The organism is Streptomyces sp. NPDC007084, assembly GCF_040703595.1.
GTDB lineage: Bacteria > Actinomycetota > Actinomycetes > Streptomycetales > Streptomycetaceae > Streptomyces.
Genome location: NZ_JBEYFY010000013.1, coordinates 27,509 through 49,980, shown reverse-complemented (window position 1 = coordinate 49,980; position 22,472 = coordinate 27,509). Strand labels below are relative to the sequence as shown.

The window sequence follows — 22,472 nt, the reverse complement described above, 5'->3', positions numbered from 1 at the left end:
GCCGGGACGCTCTCCGGGGTGTTTCGCCCCGCGTCGCTCACGCCCTCGCCCAGGCCGCCGCGATCCGGCCCGCGAGGCGCACGTTGCCCCGGACCGCCGCCAGGTTGGCGCTGAGCGAGGCGCCGTCGGTGTGCCGGACCAGATAGCCGAGCAGGAACGGCGTGACCGCCTGCCCGGTGATCCCTTCCGACGCGCAGGCCCGCAACGCCTCGTCGAGCACGCGCGCGTGCAGGGAGGGATCGAGCTGCTCCTCGCGCGGCACGGGGTTCGCCACGATCAGCGACGACGCGGGGGAGTCCAACGCGTCCTGCGCGCGCATCACCTCCGCCACCTGCTCCGGGGACTCCAGGGTCCACTCGACGGGGTGTCCCGAGTCGGACAGATAGAAGCCGGGGAACCGGTCCGTGCCGTACCCGGCCACCGCCACGCCCAGCGTCTCCAGGCGTTGCAGCGTCGCCGGCACGTCCAGGATCGACTTGACGCCGGCGCACACCACCGTGATCCGGGTACGCGCCAGCAGCCCCAGATCGGCGGACTCGTCCTGCGTCACCGTCCATTCCCGGTGCACCCCGCCGAGCCCTCCCGTCGCGAACACCCGCACTCCCCCGCGCGCCGCCAGCAGGGCCGTCGCGGACACCGTCGTCGCCCCGCTCGCCCCCGAGGCCACCGCGAGCGGCAGATCACGGTGCCCCAGCTTGCGGATGCCGTCCTCGTTCGTGACCCGCTCCAGCTGCTCCTTGTCCAGGCCGACACGCGGCCGGCCGTCGAGCACGGCGATCGTCGCGGGCACGGCACCCTCCCGCCGTACGACCTCCTCCAGTTCGAGGGCGACCCGAAGGTTGCGCGGACGGGGCAGCCCGTGCGCGATGATCGTCGACTCCAGGGCCACCACCGGCCGGCGCGCGTCGAGCGCCTCCCGCACCTCTTCGGACACCACGATCACGCGTCTGCCTCCTGTCGGTCGACGTTCCCCGTCCCTGGATCTCTGGCGGCTGACACCTTCCGGCAAACCACCGGGAACCCACGGCGTACGACACGCGTTGCCGACACCGCGCCGGACAGCGGCACCTCGTCGAGGTGACCCCCTTCTCCGGGGCGGGCGGGCATGCCCTTAGGGTGTGCGCTCATGACCACGAACTCCCAGGCCACCCCGTCCTTCGCCGTGCACATTCCCGACGCCGAACTCGAACCCGAGCCGCTGGACCCGGCGCAGATCGTCTCCGGCGAGCCCGTCGTGACGGGCAAGGTGCTGTGGGAGTCCGCCGACGGCAAGCAACTGCGCGGCATCTGGCAGATCACCCCCGGCGTGGTGACCGACACCGAGGCGAACGAGCTGTTCGTCGTCGTCAGCGGTCGCGCCACCATCGAGGTCGAGGGCGGTGACGTCATCGAGGTGGGACCCGGCGACGCGGCGGTCCTGCGCGAGGGCGACCGCACGACGTGGACCGTCCACGAGACGCTCCGCAAGGCGTACCACATCAGCCTCTGAACCCCGAGCCTCTGAACCCCGAGCCTCTGAACCCCGAGCCTCTGAACCCCGGAGGCTTCGGAGCCCCAGGGTTCCGGAGCCCTCGGAGACCCTGAAGGCCCCGGAGACCCGGGGCCACCGGTCTCCCGGCGACGGGCCCGCGCTCACGGGCGTGGCCCGTCACACCCGAGGCCGGCGCGTGACCCCCGGCGTGGCACTGACCCCGGAAGCCGGTGACCGCCGGTCCCTGGCCCACGCAGAACCGACCTCGGAACCGACTTCGGAACCGACCTCGGAACCGCCCCCGCCCCATGTCCCGCCGGCCTCAGAACAGCGGCTCGGGCAGCACACCCTCCAGAGCCAGCAGCTTCCGCTTGGTCTCCAGGCCGCCGCCGAACCCGCCGATCCCCCCGTAGCTCTCGACGACCCGGTGGCAGGGCACCACGACCGGCAGCGGATTGGACCCCATCGCCACCCCGACGGCCTGCGCCGCGCCCGGCTGGCCGACCCGCCCGGCCAGATCGCCGTAACCCACGACGGCACCGAACGGCACGCCCGCGTGCAGCTCGCGGAGTACCTGGCGGTTGAACCCCGATATCAGCGACCAGTCCAGCGGCAGGTCGAAGTCACGGCGGGCGCCGGTGAAGTACGCCTCGACCTGGCGTATCGCCTCGGCCAGCAGTGGGGAGTCCGGTGCCTCGACCGGGGTGCTGCCCAGCCGGGAGGCGAGCCGGTCGAGCGCCTTGTCGCGCACCGGGTCCGAGGCGTGGAAGACGACGTTCACGAGGCCGTCGCGGGTCGCCGCGAGGAGCAGCGGACCGATGTCCGTGCCGACGACCGCCCACACGACCTGCTGCCCGTCGGGTCCATGGCTGTTCATGCGCACCACGGTACGGCCCGCCACTGACAACGCCCGTGGCGTGGACGGGCATCCCGCTCCACGCCACGGGCGGCCCGCCTCGGGCCCGCCGTTCGGGTCAGACGTCCGGATCACACGTCCGGATCAGACGTCCGAATCAGCCCTTGCCGAGCGGCCGGGGCGGCAGTGCCAGGGTCGCGCTGACCACGTCCGGCACGTTCGTGATGATGCCGTCCACCCCGAAGCCCGCCACGCGGCGTGCGGCCGCCGCGTCGTCCACCGTCCAGGCGAAGACCTTCATCCGCCCGTGCGGCCCGCGCAGCGCGTGGACCGCGGAGACGTAATCGGCCGAGAGGGTGGTGTGGTCCGGGTTGATCTGGTCCGCGAACCGGGCGTACCGGGGCAGTTGCGCGACGGCCGGCGTCCCCAGGAGAGCCGTCGTGATGCCCGGCCGCAGGTCGTGCACGATCCGTACGCTGTCGGCGCTGAAGCTCTGCACGATCAGCCGGTCCCTGAGATGCACCGGATCGAGCCACCCCTCGTTGCTCAGCAGCTTGAGGGTCTGCCGTTCGATGCCCGGGTACAGCTCGGGGTTCTTGATCTCCAGGACGAGCTTCTGGTGGTTCTCGGAGACACGCTCCATGTACTCCTTCAGGGTCGGCACGCGCACGCCCGCGTACCGGGGGCCGAACCAGCTCCCGGCGTCCAGACGGGCGATCTCCGCCGCGGTGAAGTCCTTGACCTTCCAGGGGCGCCGGCCGGGATAGACCTCCTCGACATTCGTCGTACGGGCCAGCGAGTCGTCGTGCAGGACGACCAGTTGACCGTCCTTGGTGCGCTGGACGTCGTTCTCCACCCAGTCGAAGCCTAGGTCGGCCGCGTGGTCGATGGCGGCCAGCGTGTTCTCGGGCGCGTAGGCGGAAGCACCGCGATGGGCGACGACCAGGGGGTCCGGGTTCCGGTCGCCGGCCTTGGCGTGCGGGCTGGGCAGTATCAGAACGGCTCCCCCAAGAAGCGCGGCGGTCGTGGCGGCGGCAACGCGCGCAAGCATGCGTACTCCTTGTGTCGAGAGATGACAGACAGCAACAGAGTGACAGCAGAGAGTCAGCTAACGCGGTTGGCGGGCTGGGTGTGAAGGGAATGGAGTTGCCCAAGTCCGGTCACCCGCGCCGCACACGTGGGGGGAGGTGGTGTTTCTTTGCCGGAAAATCGTTCGACCATTCCGGTCGGGGTCATACTCTCTGCCTCAGCCCGGTCCGCTTCAGCGGTCCCGAGGGTGGGGGCGTTTCGGAGAGTTCACAGGGCACCAGCGGAAGGGCAGCCGCGCATGCAGGGCACCGTCGACGGCTTCAGTTACGGACTCGTCACACCGCTGGTGGCGTACTTCATGGCCTGCCTCGGCGGGGCGCTGGGGCTGCGCTGCACCACCCGCTCGATACTCGTCGCCGGACCGTGGCGGGCCGGCTGGCTCGCGCTCGGCTCGGTCGCGATCGCGTCCGGCATATGGACGATGCACTTCATAGCGATGATGGGGTTCGCCGTGGCCGGGACGCCCGTCCACTACGACCGGCCGATCACCTTCGCGAGCCTCGGCGTCGCGATCGTGATGGTCGGGGTGGGCATCTTCATCGTCGGCTACCGAGGCGCCACCGGGACCGCCCTGTTCACCGGGGGCACCATCACCGGACTCGGCATCGCGTCCATGCACTACCTGGGCATGGCCGGGATGCGGCTCAACGGCAGCCTCGGCTACAACACGTTCACCGTGGCCGCCTCGGTCGTCATCGCCGTGGTGGCCGCCACCGCGGCCCTCTGGGCGGCCGGACAGGTGCGGGGCTTCCTCTGGAGCGTGGGAGCGAGCCTCGTCATGGGACTCGCCGTCAGCGGCATGCACTACACGGGCATGGCCGCCCTCAGCGTCCATCTGCACGGCTCGGCGGGCGCCACCCCGGCCGGGGACTCGGCGGCCGCCCTGCTCGCGCCCATGATGATCGGCCCGCTGGCCTTCCTGTGCCTGGCCGGCGTCGTCGTGCTCTTCGACCCGCTCATCGTCATGGGCAGGCCCGACCGGAGTCCCGCGCAGCCCCGGCGGCCCGGCATCCCGGCCCACCCGGTCACCGCCCGCCCCGCCCGCCGGACGCCCGTCCGCTCCGGACCGGACCGCGCCCACCGCCCCGCCCGGACCCCGCAGAGCCGCTGATCAGCCCCCGTTGTCAGTGCGGGGTCGTACGGTTGATTCCATGCGGCCCGTATCCAAGATCGAACGTTCGGTGGCGCCCTTCGAGGTCGTCAGCCCCTTCCAGCCCGGCGGTGACCAGCCCACGGCCATCGCCGACCTGGACAAGCGTATCCGCGCAGGTGAGAAGGACGTCGTGCTGCTTGGCGCGACCGGCACCGGCAAGTCCGCCACCACCGCGTGGATGATCGAGAAGCTCCAGCGCCCCACGCTCGTCATGGCCCCGAACAAGACCCTGGCCGCGCAATTGGCCAACGAGTTCCGCGAGCTGCTGCCGAACAACGCCGTCGAGTACTTCGTCTCGTACTACGACTACTACCAGCCCGAGGCCTACGTCCCGCAGTCGGACACTTACATCGAGAAGGACTCCTCGATCAACGAGGAGGTGGAGCGGCTGCGCCACTCGGCGACCAACTCGCTGCTGACCCGCCGTGACGTCGTCGTGGTCGCCTCCGTCTCCTGCATCTACGGCCTCGGCACCCCGCAGGAGTACGTGGACCGGATGGTCAGCCTCAAGGTGGGCGACGAGATCGACCGCGACGACCTGCTGCGCCGCTTCGTCGACATCCAGTACACGCGCAACGACATGGCCTTCGCCCGCGGCACCTTCCGCGTCCGCGGCGACACCATCGAGATCTTCCCGGTCTACGAGGAGCTGGCCGTTCGCATCGAGATGTTCGGCGACGAGATCGAGGCCCTTTCGACGCTGCACCCCCTCACCGGCGAGGTCATCAGCGACGACGACCACGTGTACGTCTTCCCCGCCTCGCACTACGTGGCGGGCCCCGAGCGCATGGAGCGCGCGGTCAACGACATCGAGAAGGAGCTGGGAGAGCGCCTCGCCGAGCTGGAGAAGCAGGGCAAGCTCCTGGAGGCCCAGCGCCTGCGCATGCGGACCACCTATGACATCGAGATGCTCCGCCAGATCGGCTCCTGCTCCGGTGTGGAGAACTACTCGATGCACTTCGACGGCCGCGAGCCCGGCTCCCCGCCGAACACGCTCATCGACTACTTCCCGGACGACTTCCTGCTCGTCATCGACGAGTCGCACGTCACGGTCCCGCAGATCGGCGCGATGTACGAGGGCGACGCCTCCCGCAAGCGCACCCTGGTCGACCACGGTTTCCGGCTGCCCTCCGCCCTGGACAACCGCCCGCTGAAGTGGGAGGAGTTCCAGAAGCGCATCGGCCAGACCGTCTATCTCTCGGCGACCCCCGGGCAGTACGAGCTGTCCCGCTCCGACGGCTTCGTGGAGCAGATCATCCGCCCCACCGGCCTCATCGACCCCGAGGTCGTCGTGAAGTCCACCGAGGGCCAGATCGACGACCTGGTGCACGAGATCCGCAAGCGCACCGAGAAGGACGAGCGGGTCCTGGTCACCACGCTCACCAAGAAGATGGCCGAGGACCTCACCGACTACTTCCTGGAGCTGGGCATCCAGGTCCGCTATCTGCACAGCGACGTCGACACGCTGCGCCGCGTCGAGCTGCTGCGGGAGCTGCGCGCCGGCGAGTTCGACGTCCTGGTCGGCATCAACCTCCTGCGTGAGGGCCTCGACCTGCCCGAGGTCTCCCTGGTGGCGATCCTCGACGCCGACAAGGAGGGCTTCCTGCGCTCCGGCACCTCCCTCATCCAGACCATCGGCCGCGCGGCGCGCAACGTCTCCGGCCAGGTCCATATGTACGCGGACAAGATCACCCCGGCGATGGAGAAGGCCATCGACGAGACCAACCGCCGCCGCGAGAAGCAGATCGCCTACAACACGGAGCGGGGCATCGATCCGCAGCCGCTCCGCAAGAAGATCAACGACATCGTGGCCCAGATCGCCCGCGAGGACGTCGATACCGAGCAGCTTCTCGGCTCCGGGTACCGAAAGTCGAAGGACGGCAAGGCGGCCAAGACCCCCGTGCCCGCGCTCGGCGGCAAGGCCGCGAAGTCCGGCAAGAACACCAAGGCCGCGAAGAACGCGGAGGCGGTGCCGACCGACCGCCCCGCGGCCGAACTGGCCGGACAGATCGAGGAGCTGACGGAACGCATGCGCGCCGCCGCCGCCGACCTGCATTTCGAGATCGCGGCCCGTCTGCGCGACGAGGTCTCCGAGATGAAGAAGGAACTGCGGCAGATGAAGGAGGCGGGACTGGCCTGAGAGCCGGTCGGTCGGCGCCGGACCTCGGCGGACGCGCTCTGTGTTGCAAGACCGACACAAAGTACGTCCCGGGCTTCGGCGCCGTCACCGCCGCTGCGTAGGGTTCTGGTCATCCGCGGAGTCCGCGGCAACAGGGGACAGTCGAGAGGGGAACAGCGCGTGACGGTCAACATGACCAAGGGTCAGGCCATCAGTCTGCAGAAGAACGACGGGGGCACGCTGACCGCGGTCCGCATGGGTCTCGGCTGGCAGGCGGCCCCCCGGCGCGGCCTGTTCGGCTCGCGCACCCGGGAGATCGACCTCGACGCCTCCGCCGTGCTGTTCGCGGACAAGCAGCCCGTCGACGTGGTCTTCTTCCGCCACCTCGTGAGCGACGACGGCTCGGTGCGGCACACCGGCGACAACCTGGTCGGCGGCGCCGGCCAGGGCGGCGACGACGAGGCCATCCTCGTCGACCTGCAGCGCGTCCCGGTCCACATCGACCAGATCGTCTTCACCGTGAACTCCTTCACGGGCCAGACGTTCCAGGAAGTGCAGAACGCGTTCTGCCGCATCGTGGACGAGACCAACGGCCAGGAACTCGCCCGCTACACCCTGGCCGGCGGCGGCCAGTACACGGCGCAGGTCATGGCCAAGGTGCACCGCGCGGGCGCCGGCTGGCAGATGACGGCCCTCGGCACCCCGGCCAACGGCCGGACGTTCCAGGACCTGATGCCGGCGATACTGCCGCACCTGTAGGAAGGCCGGGGCGCGACGCACACAGCGACATGGGGGGCAGGCGATGACGGCCGAGCTGGTCCGGGGGCAGAACCATCCGCTCTCCCAGGTCCGACTTGAGGTCCGGGTCTCGGCGGGGAGACCGGTCGTGGCGGGGGCCACGCTCAGCGACGAGCAGGGCAGGGTCCGCGGCGTCGAGTGGGTGGCGCACCCGGGCACGCCCACGCTGCCCGGCCTCGAGGTCTCCCAGCAGGCGGCGGCCGATCACCGGCTCGCCTTCGACCTGGACGCCCTGCCGCCCGCCGTGCACCGGGTCAGCGTGCTGCTCGCGCTGCCCACCGGGATCGGCGGCCCCGTCCGGTTCGGGGCCGTCGCCGCCCCCTTCGTCGCGGTCACCGGCCTCGACGGCACCGAGATCGCCAGCTTCACCCTCACGGGCCTCGACGCCGAAACAGCCGTCATCGCCCTGGAGCTGTATCGCAGACAGGGCGCCTGGAAGGTCCGCGCCGTCGGCCAGGGCTACGCGGGCGGCCTCGCCGAACTCCTCACCGACCAGGGCCTTCCCGAGGCCCGCCGGCTCGCCGGCGCCATCGACGAGGCGGTGTCCCAGGGCCTCGCCCGGTCGGTGTCGGCACCTCCGCCGCGTACCCCGGACGCAGCAGACCGGTCCCGGCAGACGGCCGCCTCCACACCGGCCTCCGACCAGCAGCGCACGGGACCAGGCCCCGAGAGCGCCTCCGGCAGCACGCCACCGGCCCCGCCCCCCTACGACCTCCCCGGACCCGCCGCGCCCCCGGCCGGGCAGCCGGGCGGCTCCGCGCAGCCCGACCCCTCCGCCGTCACGCAGCCGTCCGCCCCGGCGGCCGGCGGGCCGATCGACTACAGCCACCCCCGCCGGCAGACCACCGCTCCGCCACCGCCCCCGCCGACCGCGCCGCCCGCCGAGCCGGGACAGCCCGCCCGGCCCGTCGCCGGGGACGCGACCGGCTGGTCCATGGACGAGCGCCTGTACAACCAGGTGTGGGGCATGTTCGAGGATCTGGCCCGGACCGTCGCCGCCTACCGCAGCGCCATCGACTTCGCCGACTCCCGCATGGAGAGGGAACTCGACCAGGCGCTGTCCGACCCGCGCAGCCGCATCGGCGGGGCGGGCGACGCCGCGCGCGAGGCGGCCCGCGCCAAGCACGCGGCACTCGCCGACCAGGCCCGCGCCGCCCTGGACCGGGACCTCGCCCAGCTCACCGCGGAGGCCGAGGTCGTGGAACCCGCCCTGCCCATCGCGTACGCGAGCTGGGACAACCCCGTGTGGCACGGCTACCGCCCGCCCATGGAGATCCCGATGGCCGTCCGCGTCGGTGATCTGTCGCTGCCCGAGAGCGGCACTCTGAGCATTCCGATGCTTCTGCGGCTGCCGCTGGAGCGCGGCCTGTGGATCGACAGCGGTCGCTCCGCGTCCGACGGCACACTCGCCGACGCCGACCAGGTGCGCCGCCTCGCCATGGACACGGCCGTGGCGCACGCCGCCCGGCTGCTCGCCGTGTATCCCGCCGGCGAGTTCACCGTCCATGTCATCGACGCGGCCGGCGCCGGAGCCCCCGCGCTCGCCCCGCTCGTACGGTCCGGGGTCCTCGCCGGTCCGCCGGCGGTCGGCGCCGCGGGCGTCACCGACGTGCTGGCCCGGCTCACCCAGCGTGTCGACCTGGTCCAGATGGCGTTGCGCGGCGGCGCCGCCGACTCCCTGCCGCCGGGCCTCGACACGGCCGAGCAGCTCCTGATCGTGAACGACTTCCCGCACGGCTTCGACGACCGCGCCGTCACCCGCCTCCGCTACCTCGCGGACGAGGGCCCGGCGGTCGGCGTCCATCTGATGATGGTGGCCGACCGGGAGGACGCGTCCGTGTACGGGCCGCTGCTGGACCCGCTGTGGCGGTCGCTGCTGCGGATCACACCGGTGCCGGACGACCATCTCGCGGACCCATGGGTGGGGCACGCGTGGACCTTCGAACCCGCGCTGCTGCCCGCCGGCAGCGAGGTGATGGAGCGTGTCCTCGCCCAGGTGGCGGCGGCCCGCCGGCCCGGGAACCGCTGACCCGGAACCGTTGACCGGGAAACGCTGACCGACCCCCGCCTCATCCCCGGTCAAGGAGCTTTACCAAGCGTCGGTAAAGTGCCTTGACCTGCGGACTTGGTATTTCTTTTACTCAGCCCTTTACCTTTCCTTGGTGATTCGGGTACTGTCTTCCCATGCGGAGGGGAGTACTCCCTGCTGCGGCGTACCCGTCAATACGGATCAGGCCAGATCCCGGGACGTCGGCCCACAGGCTCCGGACGCGCTCAGCCTCCGGCGGCCTCGGGTGGAAGAGACCTCCGGTGGCGACGACGCTGAAAATCTGCCGTTACGTACTGCCGGAGGCGCAGTGGATGTTTCCCTGACCCTGTGGGTCCTGACCATCGCGGGACTTGCCGCACTCATCTCGGTCGACTTCTTCATCGGCCGGAAACCGCACGACGTGTCCATCAAGGAAGCCGGAATCTGGACGGTCGTCTGGATCGCCCTCGCCGGGCTCTTCGGCCTCGGCCTGCTCCTCTTCGCGGGAGGCCGGCCCGCCGGAGAGTTCTTCGCCGGCTTCATCACCGAGAAATCGCTGAGCGTCGACAACCTCTTCGTCTTCGTCCTCATCATGGCGAAGTTCGCCGTGCCCTCGAAGTACCAGCAGCGGGTGCTCCTCGTCGGCGTGCTCATAGCCCTGGTGCTACGCGCGGTCTTCATCGCCGCGGGCGCCGCGATCATCGCCAACTTCGCGTGGGTGTTCTACATCTTCGGCGCGTTCCTCATCTACACCGCCTGGAAGCTGATCCAGGAGGCGCGGGCGGAAGACGAGGACGAGGAGTTCGAGGAGAACCGGCTGCTCAAGGCGGCGGAGCGGCGCTTCGGCGTCGCCGACCGCTACCACGGCACCAAGCTGTGGATCCGGCAGAACGGCAAGCGGGTCATGACGCCGATGCTGGTCGTCATGCTGGCGATCGGCACCACCGACGTCCTCTTCGCGCTCGACTCGATCCCCGCGATCTTCGGCCTGACCCAGGACCCGTACATCGTCTTCACGGCCAACGCGTTCGCGCTGATGGGTCTGCGGCAGCTCTACTTCCTCATCGGCGGCCTGCTGAAGAAGCTGGTCCACCTGAGCTACGGCCTGTCGGTCATCCTCGGGTTCATCGGCGTCAAGCTGGTCCTGCACGCGCTGCACGAGTCCGGCCTGCACGTCCCCGAGATCTCCATACCGGTCTCGCTCGGCGTGATCTGCGCGGTCCTCGTGGTCACCACGATCACCAGCCTGATCGCCACCAGGAGGCAGGCGCGCGAGGAGGCCGAGAAGGCGGAGAGGGAGAGCATCGACGTCTGACCCCGCCGGCCGACGGCAGGACCACCAGAGCCGACCGCAGGAACCACCAGAACGGAATCAGCACACCGTGAACTGCCTCTCACCGTCCACGCCGTCGGCCGCCCGGATACCGGGCGCCTCCCTGCCGGAGGTGCTCGACCCGGGCGACGGGGGCCGTCGGTACGGGTCTGAGAGGCGGCTCGCCGGGGTGCGGAGCACGCTTCCGACTGGGACGATCGCGGCATGATCGTTCGGCTCCGGTCACTCGTCACACAGTGGTCCACCATGGTGCCCCTCGCCGCGGTGGTGCTGCTGGTCCTCACCTGGAAGCGTGACCTGCCCGTCGTGGTCGTCGCGCTGGTGACGCTGGTCCTCGCCGGCGCCGTGCTCGCCGCGGTCCATCACGCCGAGGTGGTCGCCCACCGGGTGGGTGAACCCTTCGGGTCACTCGTCCTCGCCGTCGCGGTCACGATCATCGAGGTCGCCCTCATCGTGACCCTGATGGCGGACGGCGGCGACAAGAGCTCGACACTGGCCCGCGACACGGTGTTCGCCGCCGTGATGATCACCTGCAACGGCATCGTCGGTGTGTGTCTGCTCGTCGCCTCACTCCGGCACGGACTGGCCGTGTTCAACGCCGAGGGCACCGGCGCCGCCCTCGCGACCGTCGCCACCCTCGCGACGCTCAGCCTGGTCTTCCCGACGTTCACCACCAGCAAGCACGGGCCCGAGTTCTCCACGGCACAGCTCACCTTCGCCGCGGTCGCCTCACTGGTTTTGTACGGCCTGTTCGTGGCGACCCAGACCGTCCGCCACCGGGACTACTTCCTGCCGATCACCCGGCAGGGCGAGGTCATCGACGCCGACCACCACGCCGACGCCCCCTCCGCCCGTACGGCCGGGATCAGCCTGGGGCTGCTCGGCCTGGCCCTCGTCGGAGTGGTCGGGCTCGCCAAGGGAGTGTCGCCCACCATCGAGTCCGGCGTCGAGGCGGCCGGCATGCCGCACTCCGTGGTCGGTGTGATCATCGCCCTGCTCGTGCTGCTCCCCGAGACGATCGCCGCTCTGCGGGCCGCCCGCCGCGACCGGGTGCAGACCAGCCTGAACCTCGCCCTCGGCTCGGCCATGGCGAGCATCGGCCTGACCATCCCCGCCGTCGCCCTCGCGTCGATCTGGCTCTCCGGACCGCTCGTCCTCGGCCTCAACTCCACCGAGATGGTCCTGCTGACGCTGACGGTGGTGGTCAGCTCCCTGACCGTCGTCCCCGGCCGGGCCACCCCCCTTCAGGGCGGAGTCCACCTGGTGATCTTCACCGCCTATCTGGAACTCGCCATCAATCCATGACCCGTCAGCCCACGTACGGCGGCGCGGCGCGCGCCTGACGCCGGAGCATGTCGGCATGCGGGCATGCGGGCGTGTGGGCGTGCGGGGCGGGTCAGTAGGTGACGGTGATGCGCCGGGCCGGGCCGTCGACGCGGACCGTCCCGCCGTAGGGGATGATGACCTGCGGATCGGTGTGGCCGAGGTCCACGTCGAACACGACCATCGTGTCCGGGGCGTAGCGGTCGACCGCGCGCAGGACCGCCTCCCGCTGGTCGCGCGCGTAGCGGGCCCGGCCGGCGGGGTCCAGCGGCCGGCCGAACGACCAGGCCTTCGGACGGCCCATGAGGAGCGCCGGGAATCGTCCGAGCAGGCCCCGCTCGCCCATGCTGCGCAGGACCCAGTACACCTCCTCGGCGCGGGGCATGTCCTCCGAGGTCTCCAGGAACAGCACGTGACCGTCGTACACGGAGAGGTCGCGCGCGATCTCGCGGTCCGCCATCAGCAGCCAGGACAGGATCTCCAGGTTGCCGCCCCAGGAGCGGCCCTCGACCACCCGGTCCGGGCGCACCCACGTCCAGCCGGTGCCCGGCCCGGTCCGCGGCTCGCGGGCGAAGCTCTCCGGGTCGTCCCAGGGGACGTCGATCTCGCGGAACCGTCCGGCGGGCCGCAGCTCGTAGGGGCCGGACGTGAACAGGGCGGCCCGCGCGGACTCGGCGGTCAGCGGGTCCATGGCACCCGGGCGGCCGAACTCGCACATCACCGTGGCCCCGTGGTAGCCGACGATGCCGGTGTTCCACAGGTAGGCGAGGAAGTTCGTGTTGTCGCTGTAGCCGAAGAACGGCTTCGGGTTCGCCCGGATCAACTCCCGGTCCAGCAGCGGCAGCACGGTGATCTGGTCCTCGCCGCCGATCGACGCGACGACCGCGCGGACCGACGGGTCGGCGAACGCCGCGTGCAGGTCGTCGGCCCGCTCCCGCGCCGAGGAGCCCATGGCCCGTGTGGTCGGATACTCGACCGGTTCGAGACCGAACGACTCGCGCAGCCGCTCCAGGCCAAGTTCGTACGGCACCGGAAAGAGCCCCGGCAGGCCGCTGGACGGGGAGAGTACGGCTATCCGGTCGCCGGGGGTGGGCTTGGGCGGGTATACGGGTGTGATCATGGCGCGAGGATACGAACGTCATCCGTCCGGGGCATCGTGATAAACCGGGGGCGAGCAGCGGTCCGCGACGGGCCGGACGAGCCGAAGGACCGGAGGAAACGTGCCCCGCACCCTCGCCAGCGCCCCGATCATGATTCTCAACGGGCCCAACCTGAACCTCCTCGGGCAGCGCCAGCCGGAGATCTACGGCCGTGACACCCTCGCGGACGTGGAGGCGCTGTGCGCCAAGGCGGCCGCGGCGCACGGGGGCACGGTGGACTTCCGGCAGTCCAACCACGAGGGCGAGCTGGTCGACTGGATCCACGAGGCCCGTCTGGGCCACGCCGGGATCGTGATCAACCCCGCCGCCTACTCGCACACCTCCGTCGCCCTCCTGGACGCGCTGAACACCTGCGACGGGCTGCCCGTCATCGAGGTGCACATCTCCAACATCCACCAGCGTGAGGAGTTCCGGCACCACTCGTACGTCTCGCTGCGGGCCGACGGGGTCATCGCCGGCTGCGGGGTGCAGGGGTACGCGTTCGCCGTGGAGCGCGTGGCGGCGCTGGCCGGCGCGGGGCAGGCGGCCACCTGAGGGCAGGCCGGGGCCGGGCGGGCGGCGGCCACCCGGGTGTCACAGCCGTCCGGCGTCCACGATCCGCTTGAGGAAGCGCCGGGTGCGCTCCTCGCGAGGGTCGCCGAAGACCTCCTCGGGCGTGCCGCGTTCCAGGATCACCCCGCCGTCCAGGAAGCACACCTGGTCCGCGACCTCGCGGGCGAAGCCCATCTCGTGCGTGGCGAGGACCATGGTCATGCCGTCCTCCTTGACGTCCCGGACGACATTGAGGACCTCGCCCACGAGTTCGGGGTCGAGGGCGGCGGTGATCTCGTCCAGAAGCAGCAGCTTGGGACGTACGGCCAGCGCGCGGACGATCGCCGCACGCTGCTGCTGCCCGCCGCTCAGCCGGTCCGGGTACTCGTCCGCCTTGGCGCCGAGCCCGAGCCGTTCCAGCAGCTCACGCGCGTGCGCCTCGGCCTCCGCGCGCCCCGTGCCGTGCACCCGGCGCGGGGCGAGGGTGATGTTCTCCAGCACGGTCATGTGCGGGAAGAGGTTGTACGCCTGGAAGACCACGCCGATCCGCCGGCGCACCGCGTCCTGGTCCGCGCGCGGGTGGGTGATCTCCTCGCCGTCCAGCCAGATCGCCCCGTCGTCGACCTCCTCCAGGAGGTTGGCGCAGCGCAGCAGCGTCGACTTTCCGGAACCGGAGGCGCCGATCAGGGTGGTCACCGTGTGCGGGGCGACCTCCAGGTCGACGTCCCGCAGGACGACCGTCCCGCCGAACGTCTTGCGGACGGACTCCATCCGCAGCGTCGGGCCGCCGGGGGCGGATGCCGTGCTCATACGATGCCTCCCTGGCTGCGGCGGCGGTCCATACGGGCGGTGACCCAGTCGGTGAAGCGCGTCATGGGGATGGTCAGGGCCACGAAGAGGAGCGCGGCGACGATGTACGCCGTGTAGTTGAGGCTCCGGCCCACGATGATGTCCGCCGAGCGCATCGCCTCGACCGCGCCGCCGATGGAGACGAGGCTGGTGTCCTTCTGCAGGGACACCATGTCGTTGAGGAGCGGCGGGACCTGACGGCGTACCGCCTGCGGCAGCACCACATGACGCAGGGTCTGCCGGGTGGTGAGGCCCAGCGAGCGCGCCGCCGCCCGCTGCGAGGGGTGGACGGAGTCGATGCCGGCGCGGACGACCTCGGCGACGTACGCCGAGTACGTCAGCACCAGGCCGGCGCCACCGAGCAGGACCGGGTCGTCGGTGACGCCCTGGAGCTGGAGCGCGGGGACGCCGAACACGACGATCGACAGGCAGATGATCAGCGGCAGGCCGCGGAAGAAGTCGGTGTAGGCCGTGGCGAGGGCGCGCACCGGCCAGTACATCGGGCCCCGCAGGGTGCGCGCCACGGCTATCAGGGTGCCGAGCACCAGCACCAGGACGCCGCACACGGCGAACAGCCGGAGGTTCAGCCACAGGCCTTCGAGGACCTTCGGAAAGGCCTCCCGCGCGAAGGACGGGTCGAAGAACGTCTCCTTGGTGCGCTGCCAGCCCGGCGCGCCGGTGACGACGAAGTACAGCACCACGGCGGTGACGAGCGTGGACAGCGCGGCGACGGCGGCCGAACGGCGGGCCCGGACACGCCGGTGCCGCTCACGTTCGATCCGCCGTGCCGACGGGATGTAGGGGTCGGCCCCACCGGGCATGTCGCCTTCGGCCGAGTCCCCTCCCGACTCCTCCTGCACCGCCGTCACTTGAGCACCGGGGCGTCGACGGCCTCGGACAGCCACTGCTTCTCGATCTTCGCGAGGGTGCCGTCCGCGCGCAGCGCGTCCACGGCCTTGGTCACGCAGGAGGTCAGCGCGCTGCCCTTGTCGAGCACGAGCCCGAACTGCTCGGGCGAGCCGCCCTGGTTCTCGAACTGGCCGACGATCTTCGCGTTCGTCACCTCGGCGGCCGTGATGTAGAAAGCGGTCGGCAGGTCGGTGACGATGGCGTCGACCTGGCCGTTCTTCAGCGCCGACTTGGCCTGGTCGTTCTTGGCGTACGCGGCGGGGGACTCGGCGGGCTTCACCACGTCGTTGATGTAGTCCAGGCTGGTGGTGCCGACCTGCGCGCCGAGCTTGAGACCCTTGAGGTCGGCGAGCCCCGTCGCCTTGGCCGCCTTGGAGCCCTTCAGCGCGATGACGGCCTGGCGCACGTCGTAGTAGCCGGACGAGAAGTCCACGGCCTTCTTGCGCTCGTCGCTGATCGACACCTGGTTGATGTCGAAGTCGAAGGACTTGCGGCCGGGCGCGAAGGCCTTGTTGAAGGGCACGCTCTGCCAGACGACGTCGCCGTCCGCGTAGCCGAGCTGCTTGGCGACGGCGTAGGCGACCGCCGACTCGAAGCCCTTGCCGTTGGCGGGCTTGTCGTCCTTGAACCACGGTTCGTACGCGGGTTCGTCGGTGGCGATGGTGAGCTTGCCGGCGGTCTGTGTGCTCAGCGAGCCCTTGGCGCAGGACGCGGCGCTGCTCCCGGAGGCCTTCCCGGACGCCTTCTCCTCCGGCTGCGGCGCGCAGCCCACGGCGAGGGCGAGCAGGACGACGGTGCCGGCGGACGCGGCGCGGGCCAGGGCGCGTTGAGCGAGATGCATGGCGGGAGAGTGACAGCGAACCATGCCGTTTGTCGAGGTCACAACGGTAAATGTCCGCATAGTGGGAACGGGTGTTGCAATTCCGTGAACACTTCGGGCGTGACCGCCCCCGCGTGGCGGCGGGGGGCGGGTGGGCGCGCCCGGGTCACCACCCCCGCGCGCGCCACTCCGGCAGATGCGGACGCTCGGCGCCCAGGGTGGTGTCGTTGCCGTGGCCGGGATAGACCCAGGTCTCGTCCGGCAGCACGTCGAAGATCCTCGTCTCGACGTCGTGCAGGAGACTCGCGAACGCCTCCGGGTCCTTGCGGGTGTTGCCCACTCCGCCCGGGAAGAGACAGTCGCCCGTGAAGACGTGGGGGTGGCCGTGCGGGTCGTCGTAGACCAGGGCGATCGAGCCCGGTGTGTGGCCGACCAGGTGCCGGGCGGTGAGCCGTACGTTCCCGACGGTCACGGTGTCGCCGTCCTCCAGGAGGACGTCGGTGGGGACGGGGATGCCGTCGGCGTCGTCCCGGCCCGCGTACGTGCGCGCGCCGGTGGCCGCCGCGACCTCCGCGAGTGCCTGCCAGTGGTCACCGTGCTGATGGGTGGTCACCACGGAGGCGATACCGTCGTCACCGATCAGGGTGAGCAGCGTTCCGGCGTCGTTCGCCGCGTCGATCAGGAGCTGCTCGTCGGTGTCCCGGCAGCGCAGCAGATAGGCGTTGTTGTCCATCGGGCCGACCGCGACCTTGGAGATCATCAGGTTCTGCAGCTCGTGCACATCGGCAGGGCCGCCGACCGTCACCGCTCCGCTGTACGTCATGACGGCAGCCTATAGCGGGGGCAGGGCCGGCAGCGGGCCGCCGTCGGCCTTCAGCGCCGAGCCGTCGCGGCGTCCGCAGAGCCAGCCGAGCAGGTCGACCGACGTTCCCCGGACCGTCACGGGGCCGCCCGCGGCGCCCCCGCCGGTGCTCCAGGTGCGGCCGTCGGACGAGACGAGACCCGTCGGGGGCACCTTTGGGTGGCCGGCGAACCGCTCCGCGAGGAAGTCGATCTCCCGGACCGTGAACTCCTCCGGCAGATCCTCCAGCTCGTAGCCGATCCCGAGGTCCACATGGTGCAGCTCGGCCTCGACCCACCGCCGGAACGGCACCCGGGCCGCGACGTCGGTGACGCCGTTGCGCAGCTCCACCGTGCGCGACCAGTCGGCGGGCGCGGCCCCCGTCTCCTGGAAGCGGGCCGCGCTCTCGCGGACGTCGGCGAGCTGTACGTCGAGGGGGCGCGGGGCGTCCCGCTCGATGTCGGCGTCCCGCGCGGTCGGGGAGTCGTACATGGGGCGGCCCTCCAGAACGTTCACGAGGGCGTCCGCGTTCCGGGCGACGTGGGCGAGGACGTGTCCGCGGCTCCAGCCGGGAAGCCGTGACGGTTCGGTCACCGAGGCGTTGTCCAGTCCGGCGGCTGCGCTGAGCAGCCGGTCCGTCGCGGCACGTACGGATGCCAGGTCACGCACATGATCCATCATGGCGCCGACCCTATCCCCGCCACACGTTCGGGTGAAGGTGGTTGCCCGCACCCGTAAATCGAATGCGCGTGCTATACGCTCGCCGGTGGCGTCGGGCATGCTGGACGGTCCGGGATTGTTGTGAACCAGGGAAAGCAACCGGCGCTGTCAGTGGCTCCCCCTAGTCTGAGAAAGACGGGGGCCTGCGGCCCCTGTCACCACTCTCAAGAAAGGTGCGGACCGGCGTGGCCGACCGTCTCATCGTCCGTGGAGCGCGCGAGCACAACCTGAAGAATGTCTCGCTCGACCTCCCTCGCGACTCGCTCATCGTCTTCACGGGCCTGTCGGGGTCGGGCAAGTCCTCCCTCGCCTTCGACACGATCTTCGCCGAGGGCCAGCGGCGCTACGTGGAGTCCCTCTCCTCGTACGCCCGGCAGTTCCTCGGCCAGATGGACAAGCCGGATGTGGACTTCATCGAAGGCCTCTCCCCGGCGGTCTCCATCGACCAGAAGTCGACCTCGCGCAACCCGCGCTCGACGGTCGGCACCATCACTGAGGTCTACGACTACCTGCGGCTGCTCTTCGCCCGCATCGGCAAGCCGCACTGTCCCGAGTGCGGCCGGCCCATCTCCCGCCAGTCCCCGCAGGCCATCGTCGACAAGGTGCTGGAGCTGCCCGAGGGCAGCCGCTTCCAGGTGCTGTCGCCGCTGGTCCGCGAGCGCAAGGGCGAGTTCGTCGACCTCTTCGCCGACCTCCAGACCAAGGGCTACAGCCGTGCCCGGGTCGACGGCGCGACCATCCAGCTCACCGAGCCGCCCACGCTGAAGAAGCAGGAGAAGCACACCATCGAGGTGGTCATCGACCGCCTCACGGTGAAGGACTCCGCCAAGCGCCGGCTCACCGACTCCGTGGAGACCGCCCTCGGCCTGTCCGGCGGCATGGTCGTGCTCGACTTCGTGGACCTCCCCGAGGACGACCCCGAGCGCGAGCGCATGTACTCGGAGCACCTGTACTGCCCGTACGACGACCTGTCCTTCGAGGAGCTGGAGCCCCGCTCCTTCTCCTTCAACTCGCCCTTCGGCGCCTGCCCCGACTGCACCGGCATCGGCACCCGCATGGAGGTCGACCCCGAGCTGATCGTCCCGGACGAGGAGAAGTCCCTCGACGAGGGCGCCATCCACGCCTGGTCGCACGGGCACACCAAGGACTACTTCGGCCGGCTGATCGGCGCTCTCGCCGACGCGCTGGGTTTCCGCACGGACATCCCCTTCGCCGGACTGCCGCAGCGCGCCAAGAAGGCCCTGCTCTACGGCCACAAGACGCAGATCGAGGTCCGCTACCGCAACCGGTACGGCCGCGAGCGCGTCTACACCACCCCCTTCGAAGGCGCCGTGCCCTTCGTCAAGCGGCGGCACAGCGAGTCCGAGAGCGACGCCAGCCGCGAGCGCTTCGAGGGCTACATGCGCGAGGTGCCCTGCCCCACCTGCCAGGGCACGCGCCTGAAGCCGCTCGTCCTCGCGGTGACCGTCATGGAGAAGTCCATCGCCGAGGTCTCCGCCATGTCGATCAGCGACTGCGCGGACTTCCTGGGCCGGCTGAAGCTCAACGCCCGTGACAAGAAGATCGCCGAGCGCGTCCTGAAGGAGGTCAACGAACGGCTGCGCTTCCTGGTCGACGTCGGCCTCGACTACCTGTCGCTGAACCGCGCGGCCGGCACCCTCTCCGGCGGCGAGGCCCAGCGCATCCGGCTGGCCACCCAGATCGGCTCCGGCCTCGTCGGCGTCCTGTACGTCCTGGACGAGCCGTCCATCGGCCTGCACCAGCGGGACAACCACCGGCTGATCGAGACCCTGGTCCGGCTGCGCGATATGGGCAACACGCTCATCGTCGTCGAGCACGACGAGGACACCATCAAGGTCGCCGACTGGGTGGTCGACATCGGCCCCGGCGCGGGCGAGCACGGCGGCAAGGTCGTGCACAGCGGCCCCTTGAAGGAACTGCTCGCCAACACCGAGTCGATGACCGGGCAGTACCTCTCGCGCAAGCGGGAGATCCCGACCCCGGACGTGCGCCGCCCCACCGACCCGAGCCGCAGGCTCACGGTGCACGGCGCCCGGGAGAACAACCTCCGGGACATCGACGTGTCGTTCCCGCTGGGCGTCCTCACGGCCGTCACCGGTGTCTCGGGCTCCGGCAAGTCGACGCTGGTCAACGACATCCTGTACACGCACCTGGCCCGCGAGCTGAACGGCGCGAGGAACGTGCCGGGCCGCCACACGCGCGTGGCGGGCGACGACCTGGTGGACAAGGTCGTGCACGTCGACCAGTCGCCGATCGGCCGCACCCCGCGCTCGAACCCGGCGACGTACACCGGAGTCTTCGACCACGTCCGCAGGCTGTTCGCCGAGACCACCGAGGCGAAGGTGCGGGGCTACCAGCCCGGCCGCTTCTCCTTCAACGTCAAGGGCGGCCGCTGCGAGAACTGCTCGGGCGACGGCACCATCAAGATCGAGATGAACTTCCTGCCGGACGTGTACGTCCCCTGCGAGGTCTGCCACGGGGCGCGCTACAACCGGGAGACCCTGGAGGTGCACTACAAGGGCAAGTCCATCGCCGAGGTGCTGGACATGCCGATCGAGGAGGCGCTCGACTTCTTCGAGGCGGTCCCGGCGATCGCCCGCCACCTCAGGACGCTGAACGACGTCGGCCTCGGCTATGTGCGGCTCGGCCAGTCCGCGCCGACCCTCTCCGGAGGTGAGGCGCAGCGCGTCAAGCTCGCCAGCGAGCTGCAGAAGCGCTCCACCGGCCGCACGGTGTACGTGCTCGACGAGCCGACCACCGGTCTGCACTTCGAGGACATCAGCAAGCTCATCACGGTGCTGTCCGGCCTGGTCGACAAGGGCAACACGGTCATCGTCATCGAGCACAACCTGGACGTCATCAAGACCGCGGACTGGGTCGTGGACATGGGCCCCGAGGGGGGCAACGGCGGTGGCCTGGTGGTCGCCGAGGGCACGCCCGAGGAGGTCGCCGGCGTTCCGGCCAGCCATACCGGCAAGTTCCTGCGGGAGATCCTCGGCGCGGAGCGGATCAGCGACGCCGCCCCGGTGAAGGCTCCCCGCAAGACGGCCGCCAAGAAGACGGCCGCGGCCAAGGCGCCCGCCAAGAAGACGGCGACCAAGGCCGTCGGCGGTACGGCGACCAAGGCCGCCGCCAAGAAGACCGCCGCGAAGTCGACGGGGGCCACGGCCAAGAAGGCCGCGCCCGCGAAGAAGACGACGCGCGCTCGCAAGGCCTGACCGGGCGCCGGTCGGAGGGCCACTCTCCGACGGCCCTCTCCGACGGCGTCTCACCGAAGACGGCGCCCCGCGGATCACTCCGCGGGGCGCCGCCGTCGTATCGGGCCGGACCCTCGCTCACCTCACCCACCTCACCGCCGGGGACCCGCCGGCCCGTGTCCCCGGCGCCCTCGCATTCCGGGTGCCCCCGGCGCCACGAACCGACGCCACGGACCGACGTCGTGAAACGGGTTCACGCACCCCCGAGTTCGGAGGCGTACGGCGGTTCCGCGCCCGCTCGCGAGCAGGTGATCGCCGCCGCGCGCGCCGCGAAGCGCAGGATCTCGGTCCAGCCCTCGGGGCCCAGCCCGGCGAGGGCGGCCGGGGACAGGCCGTCCCGGCCGGCCAGCCCGTGCAGCAGCGCCGCGTTCACGGTGTCCCCGGCGCCGATGGTGTCCACGACGTCGACCGCCTCGCCGGGGACGGAGTGCTCCGAGCCGTCCCGGGTGAACGCGGTGAGACCGTCGCCGCCCCGGGTGACCACCACGGCCGCCGGTCCCGCCGCCAGCCACTCGCGCGGTGTCCCGCCGAGCCACGCTGCGTCCTCCTCGGACAGCTTGAGCAGCGACACCGACGGCAGCCAGCTCAGGACCCGGGCCCGGTAGGCGTCCGGGTCCGGGATCAGACCGGCACGGATGTTCGGGTCGAGCGCGGTGAACACGCCTTGCGCGGCGGCCTTGCGCATCAGCTCCTCGTACGCGCTCGCGCCCGGCTCCAGCACGAGCGAACAGGTACCGAAGGACACCGCCCGGGTCGCCTCGGGAAGCGCCGCCGGGGCCGAGAAGAGCCGGTCCGCCGTGCCCTCGACGTAGAAGGAGTAGGCGGCCGAGCCGTCCGTGCCGATCGTGGCGACCGCCAGGGTCGTCGGCTCGTCGCCCCGCTGTACGGACGACACGTCGACGCCCGCCCCGGTCAGGCCGTCCAGGAGCGCCCCGCCGAACGCGTCACGCGAGACGCGGGAGCAGAAGGCGGTGGGGGAGCCGAGGCGGCCCAGCGCCACGGCCGTGTTGTAGGGGCCGCCGCCGAGACGGGGCAGCAGGCCCGCCAGGGCGCCCGTGCCCTGCGGCACCAGATCGATCAGGGCCTCACCGGCGACGACGATCACGACTCGGGTCCTTTCCTCGGGGCCTCATGGGGTCTCGGACTGCACGGACTGCCCGGACCGGACGGATTGCCCGGACTGCCCAGACCGG

19 protein-coding genes are annotated in these 22,472 nt (G+C 70.9%); 9 read left to right on the top strand and 10 right to left on the bottom strand.

Features of this window, described 5'->3' with window-relative positions; all coding sequences use genetic code 11:
- Positions 1–37 precede the first annotated feature (37 nt).
- Positions 38–943: a pseudouridine-5'-phosphate glycosidase gene (locus tag AB0912_RS14005; protein ID WP_366699179.1), complete on the bottom strand. Its 906-nt coding sequence runs from the start codon at positions 941–943 to the stop codon at positions 38–40.
- A gap of 183 nt (positions 944–1,126) precedes the next feature.
- Here AB0912_RS14005 and AB0912_RS14000 point away from each other — a divergent pair, with 183 nt between their 5' ends.
- Positions 1,127–1,489, top strand: coding sequence for a cupin domain-containing protein (locus tag AB0912_RS14000; RefSeq protein ID WP_366699177.1), 363 nt, complete (start codon positions 1,127–1,129; stop codon positions 1,487–1,489).
- A gap of 304 nt (positions 1,490–1,793) precedes the next feature.
- Here the strand turns inward: AB0912_RS14000 and AB0912_RS13995 are convergent, their stop codons facing one another.
- Positions 1,794–2,348, bottom strand: coding sequence for a methylated-DNA--[protein]-cysteine S-methyltransferase (locus AB0912_RS13995; protein ID WP_366699174.1), 555 nt, complete (start codon positions 2,346–2,348; stop codon positions 1,794–1,796).
- A 136-nt stretch (positions 2,349–2,484) separates the two neighbouring features.
- Positions 2,485–3,378 carry a glycerophosphodiester phosphodiesterase family protein gene (locus tag AB0912_RS13990; RefSeq protein ID WP_366699172.1) on the bottom strand — a complete coding sequence of 298 codons (894 nt, stop codon included), beginning with the start codon at positions 3,376–3,378 and terminating at the stop codon, positions 2,485–2,487.
- A gap of 276 nt (positions 3,379–3,654) precedes the next feature.
- On the opposite strand from AB0912_RS13990, the gene AB0912_RS13985 reads away from it, so the two are divergent.
- The 6 genes from AB0912_RS13985 (at position 3,655) to AB0912_RS13960 (ending at position 12,153) form a co-directional block, all read left to right on the top strand.
- Entirely contained in the window at positions 3,655–4,527 is an 873-nt protein-coding gene (locus AB0912_RS13985) for an MHYT domain-containing protein (protein ID WP_366699170.1), read from the top strand.
- A gap of 40 nt (positions 4,528–4,567) precedes the next feature.
- Positions 4,568–6,709, top strand: a complete 2,142-nt coding sequence (gene uvrB / locus AB0912_RS13980; RefSeq protein WP_366699168.1) for an excinuclease ABC subunit UvrB — start codon at positions 4,568–4,570, stop codon at positions 6,707–6,709.
- 159 nt (positions 6,710–6,868) lie between these two features.
- Complete coding sequence (locus AB0912_RS13975; RefSeq protein ID WP_366699166.1) at positions 6,869–7,447, top strand: TerD family protein; 579 nt, start codon at positions 6,869–6,871, stop codon at positions 7,445–7,447.
- Positions 7,448–7,490: 43 nt separating this feature from the next.
- On the top strand, positions 7,491–9,515 hold the full coding sequence (locus AB0912_RS13970; RefSeq protein WP_366699164.1) for a TerD family protein: 2,025 nt from the start codon (positions 7,491–7,493) through the stop codon (positions 9,513–9,515).
- A 328-nt stretch (positions 9,516–9,843) separates the two neighbouring features.
- Positions 9,844–10,830, top strand: coding sequence for a TerC/Alx family metal homeostasis membrane protein (locus tag AB0912_RS13965; protein ID WP_366699162.1), 987 nt, complete (start codon positions 9,844–9,846; stop codon positions 10,828–10,830).
- Between the two features lie 222 nt (positions 10,831–11,052).
- The gene (locus tag AB0912_RS13960; RefSeq protein WP_366699160.1) at positions 11,053–12,153 is read left to right on the top strand and encodes an ionic transporter y4hA; all 1,101 of its coding nucleotides are present in this window, start codon (positions 11,053–11,055) and stop codon (positions 12,151–12,153) included.
- A 91-nt stretch (positions 12,154–12,244) separates the two neighbouring features.
- On the opposite strand, the gene AB0912_RS13955 is transcribed toward AB0912_RS13960, so the two are convergent.
- Positions 12,245–13,291 carry a S66 peptidase family protein gene (locus AB0912_RS13955; protein ID WP_366699158.1) on the bottom strand — a complete coding sequence of 349 codons (1,047 nt, stop codon included), beginning with the start codon at positions 13,289–13,291 and terminating at the stop codon, positions 12,245–12,247.
- A 100-nt stretch (positions 13,292–13,391) separates the two neighbouring features.
- On the opposite strand from AB0912_RS13955, the gene aroQ reads away from it, so the two are divergent.
- Positions 13,392–13,865, top strand: coding sequence for a type II 3-dehydroquinate dehydratase (gene aroQ, locus AB0912_RS13950; protein WP_366699156.1), 474 nt, complete (start codon positions 13,392–13,394; stop codon positions 13,863–13,865).
- 39 nt (positions 13,866–13,904) lie between these two features.
- Here the strand turns inward: aroQ and AB0912_RS13945 are convergent, their stop codons facing one another.
- The 5 genes from AB0912_RS13945 to AB0912_RS13925 all read right to left on the bottom strand — a co-directional run bounded on the left by AB0912_RS13945 (position 13,905) and on the right by AB0912_RS13925 (position 17,962).
- Positions 13,905–14,672 (bottom strand): amino acid ABC transporter ATP-binding protein, encoded by a 768-nt coding sequence (locus AB0912_RS13945; protein ID WP_366699154.1) that lies wholly within the window; start codon positions 14,670–14,672, stop codon positions 13,905–13,907.
- Positions 14,669–15,580 (bottom strand): amino acid ABC transporter permease, encoded by a 912-nt coding sequence (locus AB0912_RS13940; RefSeq protein WP_366699152.1) that lies wholly within the window; start codon positions 15,578–15,580, stop codon positions 14,669–14,671. The genes AB0912_RS13945 and AB0912_RS13940 overlap by 4 nt, the downstream gene beginning before the upstream one ends.
- Positions 15,577–16,461: an ABC transporter substrate-binding protein gene (locus AB0912_RS13935; protein WP_366699150.1), complete on the bottom strand. Its 885-nt coding sequence runs from the start codon at positions 16,459–16,461 to the stop codon at positions 15,577–15,579. The genes AB0912_RS13940 and AB0912_RS13935 overlap by 4 nt, the downstream gene beginning before the upstream one ends.
- A 145-nt stretch (positions 16,462–16,606) precedes the next feature.
- Positions 16,607–17,263, bottom strand: a complete 657-nt coding sequence (locus tag AB0912_RS13930) for an MBL fold metallo-hydrolase (RefSeq protein ID WP_366699148.1) — start codon at positions 17,261–17,263, stop codon at positions 16,607–16,609.
- Positions 17,264–17,272: 9 nt separating this feature from the next.
- Positions 17,273–17,962: a maleylpyruvate isomerase family mycothiol-dependent enzyme gene (locus AB0912_RS13925; RefSeq protein ID WP_366699146.1), complete on the bottom strand. Its 690-nt coding sequence runs from the start codon at positions 17,960–17,962 to the stop codon at positions 17,273–17,275.
- A gap of 224 nt (positions 17,963–18,186) precedes the next feature.
- Between AB0912_RS13925 and uvrA the strand changes: the two genes are divergently transcribed.
- Positions 18,187–21,240, top strand: coding sequence for an excinuclease ABC subunit UvrA (gene uvrA / locus AB0912_RS13920; RefSeq protein WP_366699144.1), 3,054 nt, complete (start codon positions 18,187–18,189; stop codon positions 21,238–21,240).
- Positions 21,241–21,472: 232 nt separating this feature from the next.
- Here the strand turns inward: uvrA and AB0912_RS13915 are convergent, their stop codons facing one another.
- Positions 21,473–22,384 (bottom strand): carbohydrate kinase, encoded by a 912-nt coding sequence (locus AB0912_RS13915; RefSeq protein WP_366699142.1) that lies wholly within the window; start codon positions 22,382–22,384, stop codon positions 21,473–21,475.
- Positions 22,385–22,472: the final 88 nt, after the last annotated feature.

Excerpts from the sequence above, each read along its gene's own strand:
- uvrB (WP_366699168.1), top strand. The coding sequence starts at position 4,568 with ATGCGGCCCGTATCCAAGATCGAACGTTCGGTGGCGCCCTTCGAGGTC.
- AB0912_RS13955 (WP_366699158.1), bottom strand. The coding sequence starts at position 13,291 with ATGATCACACCCGTATACCCGCCCAAGCCCACCCCCGGCGACCGGATA.
- AB0912_RS13960 (WP_366699160.1), top strand. The coding sequence starts at position 11,053 with ATGATCGTTCGGCTCCGGTCACTCGTCACACAGTGGTCCACCATGGTG.
- AB0912_RS13925 (WP_366699146.1), bottom strand. The coding sequence starts at position 17,962 with ATGATGGATCATGTGCGTGACCTGGCATCCGTACGTGCCGCGACGGAC.
- AB0912_RS13990 (WP_366699172.1), bottom strand. The coding sequence starts at position 3,378 with ATGCTTGCGCGCGTTGCCGCCGCCACGACCGCCGCGCTTCTTGGGGGA.
- AB0912_RS13930 (WP_366699148.1), bottom strand. The coding sequence starts at position 17,263 with ATGACGTACAGCGGAGCGGTGACGGTCGGCGGCCCTGCCGATGTGCAC.
- AB0912_RS13995 (WP_366699174.1), bottom strand. The coding sequence starts at position 2,348 with ATGAACAGCCATGGACCCGACGGGCAGCAGGTCGTGTGGGCGGTCGTC.
- AB0912_RS14000 (WP_366699177.1), top strand. The coding sequence starts at position 1,127 with ATGACCACGAACTCCCAGGCCACCCCGTCCTTCGCCGTGCACATTCCC.
- AB0912_RS13935 (WP_366699150.1), bottom strand. The coding sequence starts at position 16,461 with ATGCATCTCGCTCAACGCGCCCTGGCCCGCGCCGCGTCCGCCGGCACC.
- AB0912_RS13985 (WP_366699170.1), top strand. The coding sequence starts at position 3,655 with ATGCAGGGCACCGTCGACGGCTTCAGTTACGGACTCGTCACACCGCTG.
- AB0912_RS13970 (WP_366699164.1), top strand. The coding sequence starts at position 7,491 with ATGACGGCCGAGCTGGTCCGGGGGCAGAACCATCCGCTCTCCCAGGTC.
- AB0912_RS13945 (WP_366699154.1), bottom strand. The coding sequence starts at position 14,672 with ATGAGCACGGCATCCGCCCCCGGCGGCCCGACGCTGCGGATGGAGTCC.